Raw genomic sequence first — 24,907 nt, forward strand, 5'->3', positions numbered from 1 at the left:
ATTTATACACTCTAACCTTCTATTGTTTTTCTCAGCATTAACTATTTTTTAAATGATAAGAGTTAAGGACTAAATCTATTGAGTCAAAACTTTACTTCTTCTAATTGTATCTTTAAAATAAAAAAGATTCTATGGAAGAGGCAACCAAAAAAGAACAAAATACAAAATTCGAAATACTACCTATTCTTAGAGATAGATATAGTCCGAGAACATTTTCATCAACTCCTATTTCTGAAACTGAACTTAGAACTCTTTTTGAAGCAGGACGATGGGCTCCTAGCTCTTATAACAGACAACCTTGGATAGTAATTTGGGGTATAAAAGGAAGCAAGACATATGAGAGAATTTTTAATTGTTTAAGCAATTTTAATCAATCCTGGGCCAATAATGCACCAGTGCTACTGTTAAATGCTTACAAGAAAACAACAGAAGAAGGAAAAGAGAATTTTCACGCCTTACACGATCTAGGGCTCTTTATGGGTAATATTACAGCCCAATCTCAACATTTAGGTATTGCCTTGCACCAAATGGCGGGCGTAAAATATCAAAAAGCAAAAAAAGAATTTAACTTTCCCGAAGAATATCATGTAGCTACTGCGGTAGCTTTAGGATATTATGGTGGTGATCCACAAAAATTACCTGAGGACCTAAGAGAAGAAGAAAACCCAGATAACAGAACTCGTCTTATGCAAAGAGAATTCACTTTTAATGGTGATTTTAATAATGAAACTGGGTTATACTCCTCGAACCAAGAAACCGTTTTAACCGATTAACTACTATAATCGTTTAAAAAAATCCACTCTAAAAAACACATACATAAATCACGTTTTTAACCATATAAACATCTATTAAAATTTAAAAAATATGAAAACAGTTTTTGAATACACTAATGTTTCTGCAAGTAATCGTTTAGAATCATTTGTAGAAGAAAAATTAACAAACCTATCCAATAAATATCCATTTGTCATTCGCGGAGATGTATTCTTTAAGAAAGAAAACAAAGATGATGATACTGGTCATATCTGTGGTATTCGCTTAAGTGCACCAGGCCCTAGGCTTTATGCCTCTTCCGAAAAGACTAGCTTTAAAGAAGCTATTACAGAAACTATACGTGATCTAAATAATCAATTAGAAAAGCGAAAAGACAAAATGAAAACTTTTTAATTATAAAATCTATTAAACATGAAACTATTATTTGTATTAACCTCACACGATAAATTAGGCAATACCGGTAAAAAAACAGGTTTTTGGATTGAGGAATTTGCCGCTCCATATTACTATTTAACTGAAAAAGGAGTGGAAATTACATTAGCTTCTCCAAAAGGTGGTCAACCTCCAATTGATCCAAGCAGTGACAAACCCGAAAATCAAACAGAAGCAACAAAACGATTTCATAGTGACAAACAATTACAAGAAAAATTAAGTAAAACAATTGTGCTCTCTGAAATTAATGAAAAAGACTACGATGCAATTTTTTATCCAGGTGGCCACGGACCATTATGGGATCTGGCAAATGACAAAGATTCTATAAGATTATTACAATCATTTTATAATAACCATAAGCCTACTGGCTTAGTTTGTCACGCACCAGCTGCACTTAAGAACGTTAAAATAAATACAGGAGAGTATTTAGTCAAAGGAAAAAAAGTAACTGGATTTACTAATACTGAAGAAAAAGCAGTAGAACTTATAGATGTAGTACCATTTTTGGTAGAAGATATGCTAAAGGAAAATGGAGGTATTTATAGTAAAACAGAAAATTGGAAACCATATTCTATACAAGATGGTAATTTAATAACTGGACAAAACCCTGCTTCGTCTGAAGAAGTTGCAGAAAAAATATTCAATATGTTAAAAAATTAATTGTCAAAATTTAAAAACAAATAAAAAAATGCAGGATTTAGTATCCTGCATTTTTTTATTTGATCATTTTTAGAAACTCTTTATCCAAGCTAAGAATCGTCTGCTCTTGTTGCACTTATTTAAATATCGTTTAGTTTAGTCAATCTTTTTATTTTCAATCTTTACTTCTTATTACTAATAGTAACAATATTGAATATTACAATTATAAAACCTTAAAGGTGTATAGTAAGTTTCTTGTATTTTAAAATACTAATTTCGATTCAAAAGGTTCAGACCATTTAGAAACTCGATCTATAGCAGGAATCAGAGTTGCAAAAACTTCAAATTTTCTATTATACACTGAAGTATTTTCCTGTAATTCCCCTAGTTTTAATACCATTGGAGTTTTTACCTCTAAAACTTGTTCTTTCACTTCTTCTGATCTTATTAAGATACTTTGCTTGCATAGAAAATCATCTTTACGCTCGTTTTTAACAACCCGCAAAACTTGAGTGTCATCCCAATTAGAAATCAATACTGGAACATCCTTTACTCCATGAACATCATATACAAAGAGATGTAACAAATATTCCATGTTTCCAGAAACATCCAATGGATGAAACTCTATCTTAGTTGTTATAAGGATATTGTTTTTCTTATTATCACTTACCTCCACATATTCAGGTATTTTATCTAAAATTACTTCTACTATTTTAGCCATACTTATTTTATTTAATTAACGTATTTTCCTACTTACCTAATCAAAATTTAGAGAGTTAAAAAACTTCTAAGTATAATCCAGAAGCAATTACTCCCAATATCAAAAGCACTAAAACAATTATGATAAATCTGGTTCCTACTTTGGTTTTGGTGTTATTCTGAAAAATATAATCTCTTCTTTCTTCGTCTTCGTCTTTTACAAATTTCATTCTTGTATAATTTTAATATTATTATTTTATATATACTGTTTTTTTATTCACAAACTCTAAAATCCCTTCTTTAGACAACTCTCGGCCGTATCCTGAAGCTTTTGTGCCTCCAAAAGGCAACCTAGGATCTGACTTTACCATTTCATTAATAAAAAAAGCACCATCTTCAATTTTAGTTATTTCTTTTTTGGCCTTATCAATATTTTCGGTAAAAAGCATTGTACCTAATCCGTAATTGGATTCTGAGGCCAATTGAATGGAATGTTCTTTATCTTTTGCTCTTATTATTGCCGCTACGGGACCAAAAACCTCTTCATCAAAAACTGGCATTCCTGGAGTTACATCTGTTAAAATAGTAGGTTCAAAGAAAGCTTTATCTCTTTTATTTCCAACTACTACTCTTGCTCCTTTTTTTATAGATTCGGTTACCTGATGCTCAACACCTTCTGCTAAATCAATTCTAGCTAATGTAGCTAGTTCCGTTTCCGAATGTAATGGGTCTCCTATTTTAATGTTTTTTAATGCCTTCTTAAATTTTTCTAGAAACAGATCATAAATTTCATCCTCGACTATAAAACGTTTAGCAGCTATGCAGCTTTGACCTGCATTTTGAAATCTAGCCTTTACTATTACCTGTAGATATTTGTCTAAGTCTGCATCATTCCATATAATGCAAGCATTATTTCCTCCTAATTCTAGCACTGTCTTTTTTAAACTATTACCTGCCACCTTTGCAATTGCTCTACCAGCTTTTTCACTTCCAGTTAGACTTACCGCTTTAACTAAATCGTTAGTAATAATTTCTTCTACCTGTTCATGAGTAGCCAACACATTTTGAAAACAACCTTTCGGGTAGCCTGCCTCTTTAAATAAATCCTGAATTACTAGAGCACATCCGGTAACATTGTTCGCATGTTTCAATAAAACAGTATTACCAGCTGTTATCGTTGGAACAGCAAAGCGCATAACTTGCCAAAAAGGATAATTCCAAGGCATTATAGCGAGAATACAACCCAGTGGATCATAACTAATAAAACTTTCTCTAGCATCCGTCTTAATCAATTCATCCGCTAAAAACATTTCTGCATTTTTTTCGTAAAATTCAATTAATGAAATGCACTTTTCTATTTCCGAAATACTTTCTTTGTATGGTTTTCCCATTTCTTGAGAAATCAAATTTGCATACTTAACTTTTTGATCGTGTAAGATATCTGCAAGTTTATTTAAAAGTTTAACTCGATTCTTTAGAGGTTTTTTTTTCCATTCATTAAAAACATTATCTGAAGTATGAAGAATACTTTTAATTTCTTCATCATTAAACAAAGCATATTCTTTTAAAACCTCACCTGAAAAAGGGTTTCTGGTTATTATTTTATTTGACATTGTCGAGAAATTTTAAGTGATATTCAAAGATATATTCAGGGACTCAGTACTATGAGCGCTTTTGATATAAATCTTGATTCGTTTGCCAAAAAATCATTTCCGTTAACATGCTTATGGTATGAGTCAAACTAATTATACATTTTTTTAGAAATTTGTATAAAATAAGTTTAACATTAAAAACTATAAATATGAGTAATAACAGCAATACACTTTTAGGAATTATAGCAGGAACAGCAATAGGTGCTACTTTAGGTATATTATTCGCTCCAGATAAAGGAGTAAATACTAGGAAAAAAATTGCAGAAGATACGCAAATGGCAAAAGACAGACTAACCAAGGAAGCTTCTCTTTTACAACATCGCATATCAGAAACGGTAACTAATCAAAAAGAGACCTTAGATACTAAAATGGAAGCATTAGTATCAGACGCTAGTTATAAAGCGGATGATGTAATTTCTCTATTGGAAAAAAAACTAGGTGAATTAAAAATAAAGAATAAAAAATTACAGAAATCATAATGGGCGTTTTTAATGCAATAAACGAAACATCGAATAAAGCTATTGATCACGGTGAATCCTATGTAAAATCTTCGCAAGAATATTACAAACTTAAGGTTTTTCAACAGCTAACTAAGTCCTTTTCATTTTTGAGTAAGCTAGCCATAATAGGTAGCTTACTTTTTCTTGGGCTAATTTTCTTAACGGTTGCAGGAGCAATATGGTTAGGTGAAATAGTAGGAAGTACTCCACTGGCTTGTATAATCATGGCTGCATCTCTTTTCTTGTGCACAATTATCGCATATTTAACTAGAAAAGAGATAGATAAAAATATAATCAAAAAAATATCTAAAGAATTTTTTGACTAAGATGAAAAAAACATATACATCATTTAAAGAAATAGAAAATGATTTACGAAGGCTAAATCTACAACGCCAAATTTCATTAGAGGAAATGAAATTATTAAAATCCAATCTTAAAGAAGATATACAACCATATCAATGGTTTTCTACCGTTTTGAGTGCAGTAAAAAAATACGGAATACTCTATCTTATAAAAAGAATGTTTAAATAGATTATTATAACACTCCGATCTCTTCTTCTACTGGCTGTTCAGTTTTATTTTTAAAGTCATTGGGACTAATGTCATATTTTTGTTTAAAAATTTTAGAAAAATAACTTCTACTACTGAATCCTATAGAATATACGATTTCAGAAATATTCATATCGGTAGTTCTAATTAAATCCCTGGCAGCTTCTAACCTTACGTGACGAATATACTCTGTAACTGTTCTGGCATAAAGCAATTTAAAACCTTCCTGAAGCTTTGCCTGCGGCAAACCTGTTTCTTCAGAAATTTGCTCTAACGAATAGTCCTTCGCAACATTTTTAATAATTTTTTTAGCTAAACCTCTTATTAACTTCAATTCCCTTTTCAATAAAGTCGTAGGTAATACTTCTTCTTTCATAGCACGATCATGCTGTTGAATATGCATTGATAGAATTTGATAAATCATTCCTTCAATTTGCAAAACTCTAATCATCCCTTTCTGCTTTATTTTACGTAAAGCTCCTATTTGATCGGCTAGCTTAAGATTAAAAGTTCCGAAATAAGCAAAAGATTTCTCGTGATCCTCATCCATAAAAACTTTATATAATTTTTCATTTAATTGAGAAACATTGTTTAACCTTTTCTTTAAGTATTTTTTTCTAGAAATTTGAATTACATTGATCTCTAATTTTTCTTCTTTCGGAAAATATCCATAATTGTAACCACCTTCTCTACTCGTAATGATTACAGACTGAAATTGTTCTAAACGATGAATCTCATCTTGATATCCAAAGCGATGACCACAAAAACCTGTAAGGCAATATGCAAAATGGATAGGATTATATTCTGACGCGTCCATAACCAACACAAATTCTTTATGAAAGATAATATCATATTCTAATAAATTGACACCCCAATCAAAAGTAATGAAACGTATTGTCCCATGAGCATTTAAATTATTGACAGTAAGCGTATATTCACCCCATCGTTCTTGAATCTCTCCACCAATGACTTCTTGAATCTGCCTTACGGTTCCTTCAGTATCTTTTGCAGTAATATTTATATCAATGGCGGTGGTTGGATTAGATTGCATATCAAAAGTATTAAATGGTTTAGATGGTTTGTTTAACTATATACCAAAAATAATAAACAGTTTTAGTTTTATCATAACTACGTTTATAATTTTTTGTTAAGATATATTGAAAAAGCTACTAACATATATTGATTTTATAACATCAAAAAAACTCCCAATTGGGAGTTTTATAAATCACATACTTTTCATTTAATCAATACTCACTAAATAGAATCGAATTCATCAACAAAAAAGTAATCCTTGTCTGCATTGTTTACAAAATACACTCCTTCTCCAAAAATGTATTCTACATTCTTTTTATCTACCACAACTTTAAACCCTCTTTCCGTTGGCATTAATTCAAAGCTATCATTTGCTTCTTTTGTGTATCTCAATACTATAAACTTGTCATAATCACTATATAAATCATTATCAACATATATAAGTTTTGTTACCTCTTGAGGAGAAACGTTCATATCCTGATTAACTTTTTCTTTATCTGCTTCATCTAATAAAACTCTAGCCGTTGCCGTTTTATAAACAGTAATCCTGTAAGGTATTGTCTTACCGTCTTTTTTAAAATTAAAGGTTTTAGTTGACTTTGTTTTTATAGTTTGTTCCTTAGTTTGTGCAAAAGTACTAGTCATAACAAATGCCAGTAACACTGCCGTAATTAATTTAAAAGTTTTCATTTTTAATTTGTTATATATTATTAAATTATTTAGTATTCTAAGCTTCTCTAATCATACTTGTATCCAAATGATCACTTGTACTTTTAGACCAAGCATTTAACATCCAACTTGATTTTTCTAATTCTCTAATATATGCTCCTATCATATCGATAGTTCCCTCGTCATTTGCTTCTTCCGCATGCGTTAATATCAATTTCATTTGCACCAGTAATTTTTTATGATCCCCTAAAAGTTCTTTCACCATTTCTACATCTTTCATTAAAGGCATTACTTCTTCTATAGATCCCATTTTTATATATTCCTTAAATTGGCTTACGGGATGGTGTTGTAGTGTTAAAATTCTTTCAGCTATTTCATCAATTTTAACCTTAGCTTCATTATATAAATCTTCAAATTTTATGTGTAAATCAAAAAAGTTTTTTCCTAAAATATTCCAGTGAAACCCTCTTAATTTTTGATAATATATATTGTAGTCAGCCAATAAGATATTTAGTTCTAGTACTACTGGTAAAAGCTTTTTCTCATCCATGTTCAAATAATTCATAGCGTTTTTATTTAAGATTAATAATATGTTTTGTAAACTCAAAGATGCTATCTCTTGTTTTGTTCATCACAAAGATACCTTGACACTATTCGCATCTTTTGCTCATATACTATTTATCTTAACTCAATTGTAAGAAAGAAAATTTAGTGAAAATATATATCACATATTTGAAAAGAAGAATAACTCAATCTGTAAATATATATTAGGCGATAAAATAATCTTTTTATTCAACCAAAGGCTGAAGATTAATATAGCTATAATTTACCTCACCAATATGTTTATAAGATGTTTCTCTATCATGAAGCTTTCCCCATCCAAAATTACGCTCTATAGTTGTATCTTTATATTCTGAAAGCAAACTTTCCGAAAGCAAAATATACTCATTAATCGGAATTTTGTTTTTTAACAATCTATGAGCGATAATAACATCTTCTCCCATTAACTTAATGTTTTTACCAATAGGTACGGCACTAATTTCATTCCCATAATGTAAAACAATTTTAAGACCAAGAATCTCCGGAATACTTCTACCTCCATCTATATCAATATATTGTTTATGTAAAATTTTCAGTTGTTCATAAAATTCGGTGTAAAACAATCTGCACTGATATATTAGCTCCGTAAAAGTCGGTAAAGCACCTGTTTTGTAAAACAAAATAGCATCTCCTTCAATTTCTGAAACTTTAAGATCTAATTTATTCGCATAAATTACTCTGTTAAGCAATGAGGGTATGACTTTAGAGCTCAATTCTATATTCGTTGTACTCATAAATTGAGTAAATCCACTTATATCGGGTATGCACAATAGTGTTGGAATTGCATCCATAGTTATTAAAGTAAAAAAAAATTAAAAATCTAACAATTCTAATATACGTTTTAGATTTTTATCATTTGTAATATTATCTTTTAAATCATTCATCAATGCTGTTATTTCATTTTCTATAACTGGAATATAACTTTCATATGTTTCTTTATTACGTCTAACAAAACTTAAAGCGCTTAATAGTTCATATGACACTAAATTATCTGTTTTAGCATATGCACGAATTGGTTCGATTACTATACGCATTAATTCTGAAACACTAATCTTGTTATGAATTATCGTAATATCACAATTTGGTAACCATATAACCGTTTGTGGTCTAATTCTTAAAACCTCCTGCATTAACAATCCCAATTTGGAAATCGCATTAATAGCTGTTCCTGGATCATTTATCCCTGGAGATAGTGCTTTTACTATCACTTCTGTTAATTTAATCATTCCTCCGATTGCACTATCATCCTCATGTCGATTCGATAATATATATAAGCAGACATCTAATGACTCTATTTCTTCCATAGAAATAGGATTTTTAATTTTTAGAATAGGATCTCCAGCCCAAATATGTTTTTCCGCGTATGGGATTATCTCGATGATATTTTTTCTATTCTTTATAGACTCTTGTAATAAATTAATGTCAAAAGACCGATAGTACCCACTCTTTTTACTATATATAATTTTCCAATACTCCTCTTCACTCTGCCGGTTTTCACCTTTACCTTTTTCCTGTTCTTTTTTTTCTTTTGTTATTAATTTAGAACTTAAACTATATATTTTATCTATAATATTATGTATTTGTATTGCTTGCGAGATACTATGAATAAAATAAACAAATAAACCAATACAAAACGTACCTAATAGTGCAGCTATCATAACAGAAAAACCAACAGCATTAGTAGAAGAACCATAAGCTCCAAGGGACATCAAAACAATTATGGTGTATAAAATAGTTCCTATGTAAAATCCCAAAATAACTTGATGCTTTTTATTAGAGATCAAACTAGGTAGAAGTCTCGGAGAGAAATTAGAAGATGCCTGGTTTAAAACTACCATCACCATAGTGAAGCTAAAAACAGTTAGAGATAAAATACCTCCAAATAAAGTAGAGAGAATAGTTCTTGCCGTTTCATTATCCTGTACCAAAAGATATGGTACCTCTTCTTTAAAAGAGGTTACAATTTCGATATTTTCTAAATACAAAAATGTAATAGCTAGAAAAAGAAAACCTATACTAATAAGTATGGGGTAAAATGCAATACTATGAAAAACACTGCTTTTGATTCTTTTAAAAAATTTTATTTTAGATTTCATAATTATTGATCATCTCACACTAGCGATACTCTGGATTTTCAAAACTCCATCGCGTACCATCATCCCAATCAGCTCTAGAATTACCATAATTATCATACCCGCCATTGTTTTTCAATATTCTAGCTAGATGTAATAAATTATATGTCATAAACGTAGTATTTCTATTTGTAAAAGTGTTGTTTTTTGCTTTTGACTCTTTATCTAAATAACTTGGACCAGGTCCTACCGCTCCGATCCATCCACAATCAGCCTGTGGTGGTATGCTATATCCTAAGTGCTGCAAAGCATATAAAATTCCCATAGAACAATGCTTAATACCATCTTCGTTTCCAGTAACTATACATCCTCCTACTTTCCCATAGTATGCATATTGTCCTTTATTATTCAACTTATCACTCATACCATATAAGCGTTCGATTAATTTAGTAGCTACCGATGATTTTTCTCCCAACCATATTGGAGTGCCTATTATGAGTATATCAGCATTCATTACCTTTTTATAAACCTTAGGCCAATCGTCTTTTTCTGCTCCTTCTTTCTTCATATCCAACAATAATCCATAAGCAATATTATAATCTACCAACCTAAGATATTCTACTGTCACGTTCTCTGCTTTCATAATTTCCTTTGAAACTTTTATTAAACCTTCTGTGTGACTTTTCTTATCGGATTTTTTTAAAGTACAGTTTATATAAAGAGCTTTTAAATTTGAAAAACTAGATGATTTAGAAATACTCATACTATTATTTATTAATGTGAAAATTTATAATACTAAAATTGGTGAAGTAATTTTTCAAAAGGGAGCCTGATCAAGAATTTTATTAACTCAAAGCAATTTTCTTAAAAATATCATAACAATCAAAACAGTCAATGAAAATCGTATATGCGCACAACTTATCAAGATGATGCACATAGATTTGTAGTGAGAAAATAGGGGCTACTAAAATTAACAGAAAAATTAAAAATATATTTTTAGAGCAAATGTATTATGTCGAAACTCAGTAGCCCTTATAAATATAAATCATAAAACTTTTAACAATGAAAAAATTTATAGGATTAACAATGATCATTCTTTTAATAAGTAGTTGCGATATACAACAGAAGAAAGAAGCGAAATTACCAGAAGTAGAAGTTGATATCGATACAGAAGCTGGGCAACTACCAACTTTTGATGTAGATTGGGCTAATGTAAATGTTGGAACCAAAACAAGAACTGTCTCAATTCCTAAAGTTGTTGTGGTAATGGAAGAAGAGGAAGTAGAAGTTCCTTACATCGATGTGGATATGCCAAATTCTGGAGATAAAGAAGAACTTACGTTACGAGTGGAAGCTGAAGTTGATGGTAAAGAGCACACCATCGATATTAAGGAAATTATTGCTACCGGAAACAACTTATACGTCGTGTCTAAACTTGAAGAAAAAGAACAAAGTTTAGGAGATAAAAAATTGAGAATTTCTGATCAAATTATTTTAAATGCTCCGGATCTTAATGTTAAACATATCATTTTAGGAGAGAAACCAAATAGAGTATTTAATGATGAATATAAATATGTAAAGGACATTAATTCATTTAAAAGTGAATTGAAGAACGCTAAAGTGATTTTCACTAAATAGTATATCTAATTCCAGATAGATATGGTTAGTTGACAAAATGGCCTCTTTGGATATTCTTAGAGGTCATTTTTATTTCAATAAGAATCTAACACATAACGCCTAGTGGTATGCATACAGAATTAATAACCAAAATTTTAAAAACACCTGAAACCGTTATTGACAAATTAGATCTGGTCTATGTCAATGATGAAAGGTTAAAAATAACAAGGCGTCCTTATAAAAAAGGTTTCAAATATTTCTTACGAGGAAAAGAATTATTAGAAAAGAAAAAAATTCAGAGAATTAATAAGTTAGTAATACCTCCTGGATGGAAAAAAGTAAAGATTGCAACATTAGAAAATGGTCATTTGCAGGCAGTAGGAAGAGATCTTAAAAACCGAAAACAATATCGTTATCACCCCCTATGGAACACTATTAGAAACCAAACAAAATTTTATAAAATGACTGCCTTTGCGGAGCAACTTCCAAAAATAAGAAAGCAAGTAGATAATGATTTAGAGCAAAAAGGCTGGCCAAAAAACAAAGTATTAGCCCTTATCATACGATTGATGGAAGAAACCCATATTAGAATTGGAAATGAGCAATATGCAAAACGAAATAAGACATATGGTTTATCTACAATGAGAACTAGGCACGTTCATCTGGAAAAAGATAATTTAAAATTCGAATTTGTCGGAAAAAAAGGAAAAAAACATTCGATAACTCTCCGAAATAAAAAATTAATACGTTTGGTCAACAGATGTGAAGAAATACCCGGTTGGGAATTATTTAAATATTATGACTCAGCAGGCATAAAACATAGTGTCGAAAGTAGCATGGTAAACGACTATGTTCATCAAATTTGTGGAAATCTTTATACCGCTAAAGATTTTAGAACTTGGTCAGCTACAACAATATTTTTTGAAACATTAGCTACACTAGGAATTGCCAGTACAAAAGAAGAAACAAAAAAAAATATCATAAGGGCATATGATACTACGGCAAAGAACTTAGGAAATACTAGAAATGTATGTAAAAAATATTATGTCCACCCAAGAATTGTAACTGCATATGAAGACGGATCAATAATAAAATCCTTCCATATCGTGCAAAAAAACAAAAAAAGAGATCCTTATTTATCTGCTTCAGAAAATGCTATTATTCAATTATTAGAAAACTACATTCCAACATTCATAAACGATGTTGCCTAATTTAAAAATAAAAGAAAATGAATGACAAATTTATCAATGCTTGGAATAAAATGATTAAGAAGTTAGAATCTTGGCTAGATACCCTAGTTATTAATCTACCTAATATTCTAATTGCCATTTTTGTATTTACACTGGCAATAATTGCGTCTAAGTATATAAGCAAACTAGCACTTAAAGTACTAAACAGAAGTCAACTTAGACCTTCCATGAAAAATTTGATTTCAAAAATCATATCAATATTAGTAATAGTAATTGGACTTTTTTTAATACTAGGAATTCTTAATTTAAGTAAGGCACTAAACACTATACTAGCTGGAGCTGGAGTCGCTGGTTTAGCGGTCGGACTAGCATTACAAGGTGCTTTAGCCAACACTTATTCCGGAATTGTACTTTCTTACATAAAGAACCTAAAATTTGGGGATTGGATAGAAACTAATGACTATGAAGGCGAAGTTGTAGATATAGATTTAAGAGCCGTAACTATTAAACAAGTTGATAATAATTTGGTTTATATACCAAACAAATTAGTAGTAGAAAATCCCATCAAAAATTATTCAACTACTGCGCAATCACGTGTTATTTTAGAATGTGGAGTAGGTTACGAATCTGACCTAAGATTTGTAGAAAAACTTACTAAAAACACCATAGTTTCTAATTTTGAAGCTGTACAACATAAAGAAGATGTATTATTTCTATGGAGAGAGTTTGGCGATAGTTCAATTAATTACGAATTACGTTTTTGGATAAACTCTACTTCTGCTTTAGAAGTTGCTAAAGCTAAAAGTGAAACTATGATGTTAATGAAGGAAGCCTATGATCAAAATAATATTAATATTCCATTCCCTATAAGAACATTGGATTTTCCTAAAGGCTTTGAAATGAAAGATGGTAGTGATAATAAAAAAACTACTAAGGAAACTCAATCTAAGATTAACAAGTAGTACCGTAAACTTCAAAACATATGAAAAGAATTAGTCCGATTATTATAAGACAGGTTTTTATACTGCTTCTCATTTTTGTCATTGGAGGACTTATTTTCACAGAGATTTTACCATATTTATCTGGCATTTTAGGAGCAATTACCATCTATGTTATTTTACGCAGATGGATGATTAAATTAGTTAAAAAAGGCTGGAACTCTGATCTAGCTGCCTTTACCTTAATGATAGGTTCTATTATAGGTATACTTATACCTGTAATGGGAATTATACTAATGTTAGGAAATAAAATTGGTGATGTTACTAAAAATGTAGAAAAGGTAATACGTGCCCTAAAAGGGCGTTTTGATTTTTGGGAAAATCAATTAGGTTATGACGTAAGCTCTCAAATGGATGCTGATGGAATCACTGCCTGGATCACAGAGAATCTTCAAAATTTTGCAGGCAGTACATTCAATACCATAATTTCTATAGGAATCATGTATTTTTTGTTATATTATATGTTAACTAATAGAAAAAAATTAAGAGAGTCTCTATTCGAATATATTCCTATTAACAAAGATAATCTCAAGATTATTGGTGATGAAAGTCAAAAAATGGTTCGTTCTAATGCTATTGGAATACCACTGGTAGCTATTATACAAGGAATAGTCGCACTCATAGGTTTCTTAATTTTTGGTATTGAAGACCCTTTTTTTTGGTTTATCATTGTAACCATTGGCTCTATGATACCTTTTATTGGTACTCTAATTGGTATTATCCCCATATTTGTTATAACTCATTCTATTGGTAATATCTTTCAGGCTTGGGGCATTTTGATCTATGGATTGATAGTCGTTGGCTCTTCCGATAATCTAGTACGGTTATTTGTTCTTAAAAGATTAGATAATGTACACCCTATAATTACCCTTATTGGTGTAATCGTTGGTGTTCCTCTTTTCGGATTTATAGGACTTATTTTTGGCCCTCTTTTAATAAGTCTATTTCTTATAGTAGTACAAATTTATAAATCAGAATATGGTAAAACTAGTTCAGAAAATGAACAAATACTTTAGAAAACATCATTACTATAACTACGCCTTGCATATCAAACGGTAATTATGCATATAAACTGAGTTTTTTATTATTAGGTATTATTGAAAAAAGAAAGTGAATTCAATTATTTTGACGAAAAAAATGTGTGCAAAAATATTTTTAAAACAATTTCAAGAAAACAATAATAGTTCCGTGTATGTGAAATTAATTTAGTAAAAAGAACAACATAGTAGATAGAAATTTACAATGATCTTATTTCTTATTAGAGTTACTTTTTAGAAAATAAGCTTTGTAATTTAATCTCGAATTTGTTACTTAATAACGCTATATTTTTTTAGTATATTAGTTATTATTAATAATGATTAACCCAAATCTTATGAAGAAAACAATCTTAATTTTATCGATTTTTATTTTGAATTTTTGTTACGGACAACAAAATATAGATGACTTATTGGCTGCTGGTATTAATGATGCTCAGCGTTTTACTTCCGATTATTTGAGACCTGCTTCAGATGGTTTAATGCATAGCATGAATAATGGATGGTTTAACACCGCTAAATCAAAAAAACTTTTTGGTTTTGAAATTTCTCTTATTGTTAATAGTGCTTTTGTAGGCAATGATAATAAATCATTTGTCTTAGATCCTACAAACTATGAGAACCTTGATTTTAGAGATAATCCGGGAGAAGCAAGATCAGTTGCTACCGCCTTTGGAGACATTGAAAATGTTATAGTAGTAGTAGAAGGAGAAAGTACTGTTCCTGGACTTCCTGCGCAGGATGCAGAATTTGAACTACCAACAGGCTTAGGAGGGTCTAATATCAATTTTGTGCCTACAGCTTTCTTGCAAGCTAGTTTCGGTTTGATAAAAGGAACAGAAATTAAAGCCAGATTTTTTCCTAAAGTAAAAACAAATGATGCAGAAGTAGGTTTTTATGGAATTGGGCTGCAGCATGAGGTGACTTCCTGGCTTCCTGCAGATAAACTATTCCCTGTAGCTATATCTGGACTTATCGCATACACTCATTTAGATGGAAACTATGATTTTACAAATACGAATATCGTACAAGGAGAAAACCAACGTTTTGAGAACGATACGAATACTTGGTTATTTCAGGTAATTGGCTCAACAAAATTACCTGTATTTAATGTATATGGAGGAATAGGATATCTTTCAGGAAAATCTACCACCGATCTTAAAGGAACCTATAGAGTACAATCTGGAGTTATTAGTTCAGAAACAATTGTAGACCCGTTTTCTGTAGAAAGTGAAGTTTCCGGTGTACGCGGAACATTGGGCGCTAAAGTTTCTTTGGCTTTTTTCAGAATAAATATTGATTATACATTGGCTGAATATAACGCCTTGTCTTTTGGGTTAAATTTTGGTTTCTAACAGAATCACTTTTTTGTTAGCATTCTAAATTTGAAATATCTTACATTATTTATGCTCAACTCATAAATAAAATACATTTATGAGTTGGACATAGATTAGATATAGGTCCATATTCTTATTTCATATAATTCTCTGTTTCCTTTTTCATTATTTCTGGTTACTTCAGTCCCTTTCGTAGCCTTAGTCACTTAGAAATTTAGAATTCTCTTACTACTCTATCTGCAATACTAGTATCCTATTTCGATTTTCGTTACTTTCTTTTAGAATCATCTAGATCACTTTCAGACTAAACATCTAACAAATCCATTCTTCAATTCAACAAATCAAGTTATTTATCATCTTAAAAACCTTTGAAAACTGCCTGTTTATATAAGAAAAAGTTAAAATTCAAATGAGTTAACTTTTATAGTATTTGAACAAATCGAAGCTTACCTATCCACCTATCTTTGAATAGAAATTAGAATAAATAGATGGGGCTTCATTATATTTTATTGTTTGTAAGCGCTTTTGCTTCAGGAGTTATTATAGTAGTAACTAAGGATATTATAAAGAAAAAAACGAAAAAGTAATACCCCTCTTTATAAATAAGATGTTAATCAGTAAGCATCTTTAAATAATTACTGTTCACTTAAAAATTAAAACCTATGACAACGTATTCTGAAAAAGTTGGAAACAAATTAAACGACTTATTAGAGAAAACCTATGATGCTGAGAAAGGTTTCAAAAAAGCAGCAGAGAAAGTAGACCATTCTGGTCTGAAGAACTATTTTAACCAAAAAGCTCAAGAACGTTATGATTTCGGACATGAGTTAAAAACTGAGATAAAAACATTTGGCCAGGATGTAGATAAAGGTGGAAGCATTACAGGATCTGCCCACAGAACTTGGATGGACATTAAATCTCTTTTTTCCTCTGATAACGAAGAATCCATGCTAGAAGAGGCTATCCGTGGAGAAAAAGCTTCAGTAGAAGAATACAGTGAAGTTCTTTCTGAAACCTCTTTACCATCTAGTACACAAACTATATTGATGGAACAGAAAAATAAAATAGTTAATGGACTATCTACTATAAAAAGGTTAGAAGATTTAAATTAATTAACTGTACAAAAGAAAAAGGTCATTCGAAATGCATAGTTTATAATATGGTTGTTTAGCGGGGGTTAAGAAACCTTTTTCGGATGATCTTTTCTTTTTATTAACTAACTACTATAAAAATCTTGAAGGCTATAGCTAATTTATAATACTAAAAGTTACTTTATAAAAACTTTCAAAACGGTATTCATTTCTATTTATAAGTTCTTTCTAATTTTTCATCTTATATTCTTTAGGACTATACTTATATTTTCTCTTAAAGATTTTACAAAAATAACTTCTACTTGTTAACCCTACGGAGTAAACGATTTCAGAAATAGTTAAATCTGTAGACCTTATAAGTTTTTCGGCTTTCTCTAAACGTACATTTCTAACAAAATCAGAAACTGTTCTTTCGAACATAAACTTGAAACCTTCTTGTAATTTAGCAGGAGACAAACTAGATTCATTACATAATGTTTTTATACTATGTTGTATCTCTGGTGATCTTCTAATAAAATCACTTAACTCAGAAATTATCTTCAATTCCTTTTTTAACAACCCACTAGTGTTTGAATCATTGTCCATTTCTAAACAAAATTTTTCTATTTGTTTTGCCAAAATGAGATAATATCTACCTTTTTGCGACAGTAACTCTGAGATTTTATTTGTGTATTCAATACCGATTAATAATCGTAATTGCTCTGCTATTTTAAGACTATAACTCCCAGGATGAAAATGTTTTGGTTTACTGTCTATATGCTGCAATAACTCACGAAGTTTTTTTCCGAATTGATTCGATTCTTGACTAAATTCACGGAAATACTCCCTTTTATCAATAAATATATTATTTAAAATCACTTTTTTCTTTGCAGAAATAAACACGTGATTCCGCAGCCCAGCATTACTATGTACTACAGCGGTCTGGAATTGATCTATTTGCCTTATTATACTTTCATCATCAAATCTGTGAGCGCAATCTCCTTCTAAGCAATAAAAAAATTGTAGTGATTCTTTTCCATATGAATTTATAGGCAATTCAATATCCTTAAAAACAGTGATATCAAAATCAAAAGCTTTCAACCCTTTATTTAAGCAAGTAAAACGTAATTCACCAGAACCTATTTGTTTACCTATCGTTAGTATAAATATATCCTGTTCTTGGGTAATATCCCCTTCTAGTAGTTCTTTAAGAGCATAAATCTCCGCAGGAACGGAATCAGAATTTGCTGTTAAATGCTCCATATGTTATATTTAAAAATATTAAATTTTGATTTTCAACGAGTTATAAACAAGTTCAAAACAAAATTAGGAGGTATTGGTTGTGATGTTTAACGTTTTTGAGTTTTTCTATGCCCCATTTGTAAATAGATTAAACAATTATCAACATTTAACATTTTTTAGCTCATTAAATGCGTTAGTATTTAATTGATAAGAGGTAATTTTACTACATAATTATTATTTTCTTGCGTTATGTAATATATACGTATGTACAAAAAGATTTCAAATATTGCGAAACGGGAAACCATTGAGGACGAGTTTGGTATCAGGTATAAATTTCCTAGGTTATATACTCCTCGTTCTGTCATTGATGGAACAGAGGAATCTACATTGTCTGTTATAACAACTGATCAACCAGATCATATTTCTTATGCAATTTGGGGCCTATTACCGACAAACTATATAGATGAATGGTCAGATTTTCAGAAAGTACTAAGTACTTTAAATGTTTCACAAGAACAATTACATGCTAAAGGAATTTTCCAAGAACCTTATCACCAAAGAAGATGTGTTATTGTAGCAACAGGTTTTTTTATTTATCACTTACACAAAGGAGCTTTATACCCCTATTATGTATCCCAAAAAAATAAAAAACCATTTTCCATTGCTGGCATCTATAACACTTTGGATGATGGATTTATAACTTGTTCAATGATTATGACAAAGGCATCTGGGATCGTAAATGAAATCCAAAACCTTAATGCTACCATGCCGATATTTATTGATAGTAAATACCGTAATACATGGTTAGATTCTAAAGCGGATTTAGGTGAAATTGATTATATACTAAATCTTCCTAATAGATTACAATTTACGGCACATCCTATTGCAAAAGAGTTTTTCAGAAACGAGATCTCATATAGCTCTATGTTAGAGCCTGCTAACTACAAAGGCATACCTATACCTTAACAATCACTATATATTCTTTCCTTGTATTTCATCCTTTAATGAAGCTACATCAATTTTTAAAGTCATCGGTATCACACCATATTTTGGACCAAGACCATCCGTTAAAAATTGTTTCAAATATGTTCGCGCCAATTGCAAATTTTTAAAAATATAAGTTCCACCAATGGTATTGGTTTCTTCATTTATATATAAAAATAGAGAAACTAATCCTTTGGTATTTTTTAATAGGTTTTTACGAGTGTTAGATATTTCGCAAACTTTTTCGATAGTTAAGTTTGATTTAAATCTAAGATTAATTATTGCTTTTTCGTTTTGCATATAAGTAATGAAAATATAGGTTAAGGTGAATTTTATTATTCATCAATTAATAGCTTTCTAAGAACTATCGAGTTTAAATTCTGAGTAAAGTTAAGATAAGAAATACTTGCAAGTTTACTTCACAAAGATAAATTATTAATACTATCCTTTTTCTTTGATTTTTTTTCTATAATCCATAGGAAGTATTCCATACTGTTCGAAAAAAATTTTTGAAAAATAGCTTCTACTTTTGAAACCTATATTATATACAATTTCTGAAATAGAATCATTAGTATTTTTAATATAGTCTCTAGAAATTTCTAGTTTTAGCTGTCTTGTATACTCATTAACTGATTTGGAGTACAAAACTCTAAATCCAAGTTGTAATTTCTTAGGACTCAATCCTGCTTTTGTCGCTAGGAATACTACTGATAATGGTTCAGATATGTTATCGATAATATACGCAGATAGATTATGAATTTTTTTAATATCTTCTTTTGAAAGTGATTCAGGAAAAGATTTACCGTTTTGATAATTACTATGCTCTAACAATTGCATCGCCAAGATCAGATTTAACTGTCCTTCTATAGAAAGAGTTCTTACGATACCTGTTTTATGACTATCTTGTAATTGTTTGATTTGATCTGCTATTTTCAAATTATAATTACCATAATGTTTATAAGGAGATTTATTCTTTTCTTCCTTAAAGACAGCAAACAAATCCTTACTTAAATAAGAAAGATTATTATTTTTCTTCTTAGCATATTCTACTGGTAAAATATAAATAAAATTCACCTTAACAGTTGTCATTTGCGGAAAAACATAAGTCTCTTCAGGTTTTTTTTTAGGGGATATAATAATATTCTGATAGCGTTCAAACGTATAAGGTTTGTCCTCGATATCGTTAGTATAATCTAATTTCCCTTCTGATATAAAAATGAACTCAATTGGGTTTGATTTTCCAACATTAAAAACAATTTTCGTATCCTGAGTAAAGTTAACATCATAATCTAGTAAAGAAACGCCCCAATCAAAAGAAATACTCCTTACTAATCCCTTTCCTAGTTCATTGTCAAATTCTAAAACGTGTTCACCCCATTGAGAAACTATAGTACCTTTTAAATACGAGTTTAACTGTTCTAAAATTTTAGTTCCATCAATGCTATTAATTTTAATCTTTTGCATTCTCCTCTTAGATTCTCTGCTATATTTAAAGTTTTAAGCAAAGGAATTAGATTTAGATCAAAAAGATTAACAATTTTGAAACATATACTAACACTTTTGGTCAGTTTGCATCTAAGAAAATGACTGTTTTATATATAAAAACTGTGTTTTAAAAAGTATTTTATTGATTCTATTAGGTTTATGTTATGCAGATTTAGAATCGTCTTTTTTATTCCTTACCTGATTTAAATATTGTTTTGGGTTTACACCAAATCGATTTTTAAAAAGTTTTGAGAAATAACTCCTTGAATTAATTCCTACTTTATAAGTGATCTCTGTAATATTAAGCTCAGAAGTTTCTAGTAGTTCCTTGGCGCTATCAATCCTAAAATTTCTAATATACTCGTTTACTGATGTTTTGTAAAGCTGTTTAAAACCATTTTGTAGTGTATTTTGATTCAAACCTACTCTTTTTGCTAGATTGACCACATTATCTACACTTTCTAATTCTTCTTTTATAATAGTAACCGCCTCTTCGATACTTTCTATTGTTGCCTGACGTAAAATTAACCTTCGATCAGGTTCATTTAAATCATCCAAATATTGCTGTAACTGATGAGTTAATATTTCGTATGCTTTTCCTTCGAGATATACTTGACGCATAAAACCTGAAAGTTCACATTCTGTAAACTCAGAAATAAACTTAGAAATTTCAAGGCTATAATAATTTTTATAATAAAACTCATTGATTCCATTTACATCCCTAAATAGTTCTACGAGATCCTCATTCATATTTGCCAAAAAAGATTCTATTTTCCCTTCAAATAATTTTCTATTAATCTCAATGCTAAAAATACAAATTGGAGTATTTGCAGGAATTTTAAAAACATGGTTATTTTTAGGAGTACTAGAAACAATTACGTTTTCTAATCGCTTTATTTCTCTAGATTCTTCATTTTTTTCTAATTTATGATAAAAACCAGATTCTCTATTAAATATAATCTTCAATGGATGAATTATTCCTTTCTCTAATTCGAAATGAAAATCCTTTTTTAACAAATAATCTGTTTCGACAACTCCTATTCCAAAATCAAATTGATATGATTTAACATAACCTGAACCAAATTCTTCTGGCAATCGTACACAATGTTCATGATTAGCGTCCTCATAAGAAACCCCTAAACTTTTAGCCAAATCAATTACAACGTCTTTTACATCGCGATCCTGGATATGTATTTTTTTCTTCATTTAACCTAATTCTCATATAAAGGTACTTTTAAATTAATTAATTTCTTAAAAAAAATCTTAATAAAGTAATGGAGTCAATAATAGTACTGATACAGTTAAGGTTTTATATACTATTTAAAGAGATTTGTAACACAACGATTTGACTATCAAATCACTCTGATTGCAGAGTTTTTAATAATTAAAAACAAACTATTATGTTACGTTACACTATCATTTTTGTCATTTTGGCTATAGTCGCTGGAATATTTGGGTTTGGAGGTATTGCAGCTGGGGCTGCCAGTATAGCTAAAATCTTATTTTTTATATTCATTGTACTCTTTATTTTATCACTCCTATTTGGCAAAAGATTTAAAGCATAACCACCTAAAACGAACAATCATGAAAAAATTATTTATCTCATTTGCTGCATTATGTCTAATTATTGTGACAGTTACCAGCTGTAGAGAAAAGAAAACTACAGGAGAAAAAATTGAAGACGCAGTAGAAGAAACAGGAGAAGCAATAGAAGAGGGAGCAGATGAAGTTAAAGATGCAGTTGAAGATGCAACAGACGACAACTAAATATTATTATCTTGAAGATCAACTTCTATTAGTGATCAAAAGCGGGTATTTTGGGTAGGCCATAACCCGCTTTTTATTAATCTTTATAACCTTTACTTTTTTGAAAAAAATAAAGAACCGTGAAAAAAATAAGAACTACTGTTAGGTTAGCTATTTTTCTTTTTATAACATTGTTTCTTTCAATGTGTCTATTTTATTTAAGTTTATTGTTGTAAATCTCAACTGTAATTTTAAGTATACATATTTCATTTATTTTTATCTGGGTTTCTTGAAATCCCAGCACTATCTGACTGAATGAATTTGAGAAATTCAGAAGGCGTGTTCATTTGATAAAAACTTCCTTCAATTATAATTATTGGTAATCCAACTACCTCTGGATGTTTTTGAATAATTTTTAACCAATCTTGTTGATCTAATTTTGCCTTAGGATCATATAATGCTTTATAATTAGGTAATTCTTTTTGTACTAAATCAGAAATTGATAAATCTAAACCATCAGCTATTTCACTCCATTGTGTACCTGGAATATCTGTTTTCGATGTATCAATAGCTAAAAGCTTCTTTTCTGAAGCACTCACGTAACTTAAAGTTTGTGAACCTAGAAAAGTATTAGAGTTATAAATTAAAGTAATTTTATTTTTATCTTTTGATATGATTCCCATATTGCATTTTTTACAGTAAAAATAATATCGAATACCTTATTTTAGTAATCCAAAACAGTTAATTAATAACTCATTTACTATTATTGAATACCATTTTATCTCTTTAGAAATATGATTATCGCTATTAGTATTTATTGTATTTTAACTGCACTATCCATAGTGCACATTATTCTATATGGCTCTAGGCCTACGAAATCCTTAAGTTGGCTTCTTGTTGTTCTTATTTTTCCTATTCTAGGAATTCTGTTATACGTTATTTTCGGTATCAATCGAAGAAGATTTAAATTTTTCAAGTTAAAACAAACCATAAGGAGAAGATTATATGATGAAAATTTTAAAGAACACTTAGTAAAAAAACAACAAATAGATTTTAACGATGAAAGTCGAATAAAGTTATCGAAATTAATGCGCAATAGTTCTAATTTTTCCACCTTACCAGGAAATGAAGTTCGTGTCTTACAAAATGGCAAAGAAACTTTTGATACTATTTTCAAAGAACTAGAAAAGGCAGAAAAATTTATCCACTTACAATATTATATTTTTGAAGAAGGTGAATTGGTTAATAGACTTTATAAATTAGTAAAAAACAAGCTAAATAATAATGTAGAAGTTCGTATTTTATATGATGCGATTGGCAGTTATTCTTTACGAAAAAAGATCATCAAAAAGTTTAAAGATATTGGAGCAAAAGTATATCCCATTATGCCTTTAAATTATGGAAGTTTTTTGTTTACATTAAATTATCGAAATCATAGAAAAATAATTATTATAGATGGTAAAATAGGATTCACCGGAGGTGTTAATATATCTGATAAATACATCAAACCTAATTCAGAATTAGGCATATGGGATGACACTCATTTATACCTAAATGGTCCTGCCGTAGATCATTTACATCGAGTGTTTATAAAAGACTATTATTTTGCTAGTAATCAAGAACTTCTTTTAACGGATAAATATCTCCCTGAAATCAAAAATCAAGGAAACGTAGCAGTACAAATTATAGCAGGTGGCCCAGATTCTGATCACCCTTCTATAATGCAGCAATACATTACTATGATTAATCTAGCTAAAAAATACATCTACATATCTAATCCTTATTTCATTCCTAATAGCGCTATGTTAGAGGCACTAAGAATAGCTGCCCTGAGCGGAGTTTCTATAAAACTTCTTGTGCCCAAAAAATCAGATTCTTGGTTAGCTAAATATAGTATGCTTTCTTTTTTTGAAGAGTTATTATTTTTAGGAATTGAAGTATACCAGCAAAACAATGATTTTTTACATAGTAAAGTGATCATAATGGATGGTGATATAGCATCTGTTGGTTCTGGTAATTTTGATCATAGAAGTTTTGAACATAATTTTGAAACAAACGCTTTAATCTATGATAGAAAAATCTCGCAAAACATTTGTGATGATTTTATTAGTGATTGTAATAAAAGTATTTTGTTAAATTTCGAAGACTATAAGAGAAGATCTTTAAAAAGAAAACTATCAGAAGGAATTGCTAGATTCTTTAGTCCATTATTATAGAATAATCTCCAAAAAGATTAACACTTTAAAACATGAACCATCATACGTGTTTTAAACAATCATAAACTTGATATACAGCTTATAATTTTTATAATAAAAGATGCTTTTTAAACCTTCACTCTACCAGTATTTAAGGTGAAAATGAAACTCAAAAAATATTTTTTAAACTGTTGAACATAAACATATTAAAAATCACATATGGCTACCGACATTAGTGTTATATTTTAGTAAATATACAAATCACTAATTATAAAGACCTACCTAAAATGGTAGGTCTTGTTTATAAATCAAGTTTCATTAAAGCTCTAGAATTTTTCATAAGAGTTAACTAAAAAGATGAATTAAAATTATCTTGATTTCTTAAAAAGTCTTT

Annotated in this window: 30 protein-coding genes; 16 read left to right on the forward strand and 14 right to left on the reverse strand. The window is 29.7% G+C overall.

All coding sequences use genetic code 11. The annotated features are described in order from the left end of the window. Positions 1-131 precede the first annotated feature (131 nt). From BMY33_RS18050 to BMY33_RS18060, 3 genes are all read left to right on the forward strand, one after another. On the forward strand, positions 132-773 hold the full coding sequence (locus tag BMY33_RS18050) for a nitroreductase family protein (protein WP_091411157.1): 642 nt from the start codon (positions 132-134) through the stop codon (positions 771-773). Positions 774-864: 91 nt separating this feature from the next. After that, positions 865-1,164 carry an HPF/RaiA family ribosome-associated protein gene (locus BMY33_RS18055; RefSeq protein ID WP_091411159.1) on the forward strand — a complete coding sequence of 100 codons (300 nt, stop codon included), beginning with the start codon at positions 865-867 and terminating at the stop codon, positions 1,162-1,164. Between the two features lie 18 nt (positions 1,165-1,182). Then, positions 1,183-1,863, forward strand: a complete 681-nt coding sequence (locus BMY33_RS18060) for a type 1 glutamine amidotransferase domain-containing protein (protein ID WP_091411160.1) — start codon at positions 1,183-1,185, stop codon at positions 1,861-1,863. A gap of 241 nt (positions 1,864-2,104) precedes the next feature. On the opposite strand, the gene BMY33_RS18065 is transcribed toward BMY33_RS18060, so the two are convergent. The 3 genes from BMY33_RS18065 to BMY33_RS18070 are packed head-to-tail and all read right to left on the reverse strand — an operon-like array spanning position 2,105 to position 4,154. Beyond that, a complete protein-coding gene (locus tag BMY33_RS18065) occupies positions 2,105-2,563 on the reverse strand; it encodes a hypothetical protein (RefSeq protein WP_091411162.1) in 459 nt (152 codons plus the stop codon). 55 nt (positions 2,564-2,618) lie between these two features. After that, positions 2,619-2,771, reverse strand: a complete 153-nt coding sequence (locus BMY33_RS23575) for a hypothetical protein (RefSeq protein WP_170837120.1) — start codon at positions 2,769-2,771, stop codon at positions 2,619-2,621. A 21-nt stretch (positions 2,772-2,792) separates the two neighbouring features. Continuing rightward, the gene (locus BMY33_RS18070) at positions 2,793-4,154 is read right to left on the reverse strand and encodes an NAD-dependent succinate-semialdehyde dehydrogenase (protein WP_091411164.1); all 1,362 of its coding nucleotides are present in this window, start codon (positions 4,152-4,154) and stop codon (positions 2,793-2,795) included. A 188-nt stretch (positions 4,155-4,342) separates the two neighbouring features. On the opposite strand from BMY33_RS18070, the gene BMY33_RS18075 reads away from it, so the two are divergent. From BMY33_RS18075 to BMY33_RS18085, 3 genes are read left to right on the forward strand one after another with little or no spacing between them, the layout of a single operon-like run. Continuing rightward, entirely contained in the window at positions 4,343-4,672 is a 330-nt protein-coding gene (locus BMY33_RS18075; protein ID WP_091411166.1) for a YtxH domain-containing protein, read from the forward strand. Beyond that, positions 4,672-5,019 carry a hypothetical protein gene (locus BMY33_RS18080; RefSeq protein WP_091411167.1) on the forward strand — a complete coding sequence of 116 codons (348 nt, stop codon included), beginning with the start codon at positions 4,672-4,674 and terminating at the stop codon, positions 5,017-5,019. The genes BMY33_RS18075 and BMY33_RS18080 overlap by 1 nt, the downstream gene beginning before the upstream one ends. Position 5,020: 1 nt before the next feature. After that, positions 5,021-5,224 (forward strand): DUF6327 family protein, encoded by a 204-nt coding sequence (locus tag BMY33_RS18085; RefSeq protein ID WP_091411169.1) that lies wholly within the window; start codon positions 5,021-5,023, stop codon positions 5,222-5,224. 4 nt (positions 5,225-5,228) lie between these two features. On the opposite strand, the gene BMY33_RS18090 is transcribed toward BMY33_RS18085, so the two are convergent. The 6 genes from BMY33_RS18090 to BMY33_RS18115 all read right to left on the reverse strand — a co-directional run bounded on the left by BMY33_RS18090 (position 5,229) and on the right by BMY33_RS18115 (position 10,378). Then, positions 5,229-6,293, reverse strand: a complete 1,065-nt coding sequence (locus BMY33_RS18090) for a helix-turn-helix transcriptional regulator (protein ID WP_091411171.1) — start codon at positions 6,291-6,293, stop codon at positions 5,229-5,231. A 203-nt stretch (positions 6,294-6,496) separates the two neighbouring features. After that, positions 6,497-6,964 (reverse strand): hypothetical protein, encoded by a 468-nt coding sequence (locus tag BMY33_RS18095; RefSeq protein ID WP_091411172.1) that lies wholly within the window; start codon positions 6,962-6,964, stop codon positions 6,497-6,499. 37 nt (positions 6,965-7,001) lie between these two features. Next, entirely contained in the window at positions 7,002-7,508 is a 507-nt protein-coding gene (locus tag BMY33_RS18100; protein ID WP_091411174.1) for a Dps family protein, read from the reverse strand. 223 nt (positions 7,509-7,731) lie between these two features. Beyond that, a complete protein-coding gene (locus BMY33_RS18105) occupies positions 7,732-8,334 on the reverse strand; it encodes a DUF2652 domain-containing protein (RefSeq protein WP_091411175.1) in 603 nt (200 codons plus the stop codon). 21 nt (positions 8,335-8,355) lie between these two features. Then, positions 8,356-9,639 (reverse strand): DUF2254 domain-containing protein, encoded by a 1,284-nt coding sequence (locus BMY33_RS18110; RefSeq protein WP_091411177.1) that lies wholly within the window; start codon positions 9,637-9,639, stop codon positions 8,356-8,358. 19 nt (positions 9,640-9,658) lie between these two features. Next, entirely contained in the window at positions 9,659-10,378 is a 720-nt protein-coding gene (locus BMY33_RS18115; protein ID WP_091411179.1) for a flavodoxin family protein, read from the reverse strand. Positions 10,379-10,677: 299 nt separating this feature from the next. Here BMY33_RS18115 and BMY33_RS18120 point away from each other — a divergent pair, with 299 nt between their 5' ends. The 6 genes from BMY33_RS18120 to BMY33_RS18145 all read left to right on the forward strand — a co-directional run bounded on the left by BMY33_RS18120 (position 10,678) and on the right by BMY33_RS18145 (position 16,903). Next, positions 10,678-11,253 (forward strand): hypothetical protein, encoded by a 576-nt coding sequence (locus BMY33_RS18120; protein WP_091411180.1) that lies wholly within the window; start codon positions 10,678-10,680, stop codon positions 11,251-11,253. Between the two features lie 107 nt (positions 11,254-11,360). Continuing rightward, entirely contained in the window at positions 11,361-12,443 is a 1,083-nt protein-coding gene (locus BMY33_RS18125; RefSeq protein ID WP_091411182.1) for a DNA topoisomerase IB, read from the forward strand. Positions 12,444-12,460: 17 nt separating this feature from the next. Next, positions 12,461-13,384, forward strand: a complete 924-nt coding sequence (locus BMY33_RS18130) for a mechanosensitive ion channel family protein (RefSeq protein WP_091411184.1) — start codon at positions 12,461-12,463, stop codon at positions 13,382-13,384. 20 nt (positions 13,385-13,404) lie between these two features. Then, positions 13,405-14,436 carry an AI-2E family transporter gene (locus BMY33_RS18135; RefSeq protein WP_091411186.1) on the forward strand — a complete coding sequence of 344 codons (1,032 nt, stop codon included), beginning with the start codon at positions 13,405-13,407 and terminating at the stop codon, positions 14,434-14,436. Positions 14,437-14,792: 356 nt separating this feature from the next. Continuing rightward, entirely contained in the window at positions 14,793-15,809 is a 1,017-nt protein-coding gene (locus tag BMY33_RS18140) for a DUF6588 family protein (RefSeq protein ID WP_091411187.1), read from the forward strand. Between the two features lie 644 nt (positions 15,810-16,453). Continuing rightward, complete coding sequence (locus tag BMY33_RS18145; protein ID WP_091411189.1) at positions 16,454-16,903, forward strand: ferritin-like domain-containing protein; 450 nt, start codon at positions 16,454-16,456, stop codon at positions 16,901-16,903. Between the two features lie 207 nt (positions 16,904-17,110). Here the strand turns inward: BMY33_RS18145 and BMY33_RS18150 are convergent, their stop codons facing one another. Then, positions 17,111-18,124, reverse strand: coding sequence for a helix-turn-helix domain-containing protein (locus BMY33_RS18150; protein ID WP_091411191.1), 1,014 nt, complete (start codon positions 18,122-18,124; stop codon positions 17,111-17,113). 243 nt (positions 18,125-18,367) lie between these two features. On the opposite strand from BMY33_RS18150, the gene BMY33_RS18155 reads away from it, so the two are divergent. Continuing rightward, positions 18,368-19,069 carry an SOS response-associated peptidase gene (locus tag BMY33_RS18155; RefSeq protein WP_091411193.1) on the forward strand — a complete coding sequence of 234 codons (702 nt, stop codon included), beginning with the start codon at positions 18,368-18,370 and terminating at the stop codon, positions 19,067-19,069. Between the two features lie 6 nt (positions 19,070-19,075). On the opposite strand, the gene BMY33_RS18160 is transcribed toward BMY33_RS18155, so the two are convergent. From BMY33_RS18160 to BMY33_RS18170, 3 genes are all read right to left on the reverse strand, one after another. Continuing rightward, the gene (locus BMY33_RS18160) at positions 19,076-19,387 is read right to left on the reverse strand and encodes a hypothetical protein (RefSeq protein ID WP_091411195.1); all 312 of its coding nucleotides are present in this window, start codon (positions 19,385-19,387) and stop codon (positions 19,076-19,078) included. A gap of 141 nt (positions 19,388-19,528) precedes the next feature. Further along, positions 19,529-20,551 (reverse strand): helix-turn-helix domain-containing protein, encoded by a 1,023-nt coding sequence (locus BMY33_RS18165; RefSeq protein WP_091411196.1) that lies wholly within the window; start codon positions 20,549-20,551, stop codon positions 19,529-19,531. Positions 20,552-20,734: 183 nt separating this feature from the next. Next, a complete protein-coding gene (locus BMY33_RS18170) occupies positions 20,735-21,778 on the reverse strand; it encodes a helix-turn-helix domain-containing protein (protein ID WP_091411198.1) in 1,044 nt (347 codons plus the stop codon). 194 nt (positions 21,779-21,972) lie between these two features. Between BMY33_RS18170 and BMY33_RS18175 the strand changes: the two genes are divergently transcribed. Both BMY33_RS18175 and BMY33_RS18180 read left to right on the forward strand, forming a co-directional pair. Continuing rightward, positions 21,973-22,137: a DUF1328 domain-containing protein gene (locus BMY33_RS18175; protein WP_091411200.1), complete on the forward strand. Its 165-nt coding sequence runs from the start codon at positions 21,973-21,975 to the stop codon at positions 22,135-22,137. Between the two features lie 19 nt (positions 22,138-22,156). Then, positions 22,157-22,339 carry a hypothetical protein gene (locus tag BMY33_RS18180; RefSeq protein ID WP_091411201.1) on the forward strand — a complete coding sequence of 61 codons (183 nt, stop codon included), beginning with the start codon at positions 22,157-22,159 and terminating at the stop codon, positions 22,337-22,339. A gap of 245 nt (positions 22,340-22,584) precedes the next feature. On the opposite strand, the gene BMY33_RS18185 is transcribed toward BMY33_RS18180, so the two are convergent. After that, positions 22,585-23,001 (reverse strand): arsenate reductase family protein, encoded by a 417-nt coding sequence (locus BMY33_RS18185; RefSeq protein WP_091411203.1) that lies wholly within the window; start codon positions 22,999-23,001, stop codon positions 22,585-22,587. Positions 23,002-23,112: 111 nt separating this feature from the next. Here BMY33_RS18185 and cls point away from each other — a divergent pair, with 111 nt between their 5' ends. Beyond that, on the forward strand, positions 23,113-24,534 hold the full coding sequence (gene cls, locus BMY33_RS18190) for a cardiolipin synthase (protein WP_091411205.1): 1,422 nt from the start codon (positions 23,113-23,115) through the stop codon (positions 24,532-24,534). The last annotated feature ends 373 nt before the right edge of the window (positions 24,535-24,907 follow it).

This window comes from Aquimarina amphilecti (genome assembly GCF_900109375.1).
GTDB classification, from domain to species: Bacteria; Bacteroidota; Bacteroidia; order Flavobacteriales; family Flavobacteriaceae; genus Aquimarina; species Aquimarina amphilecti.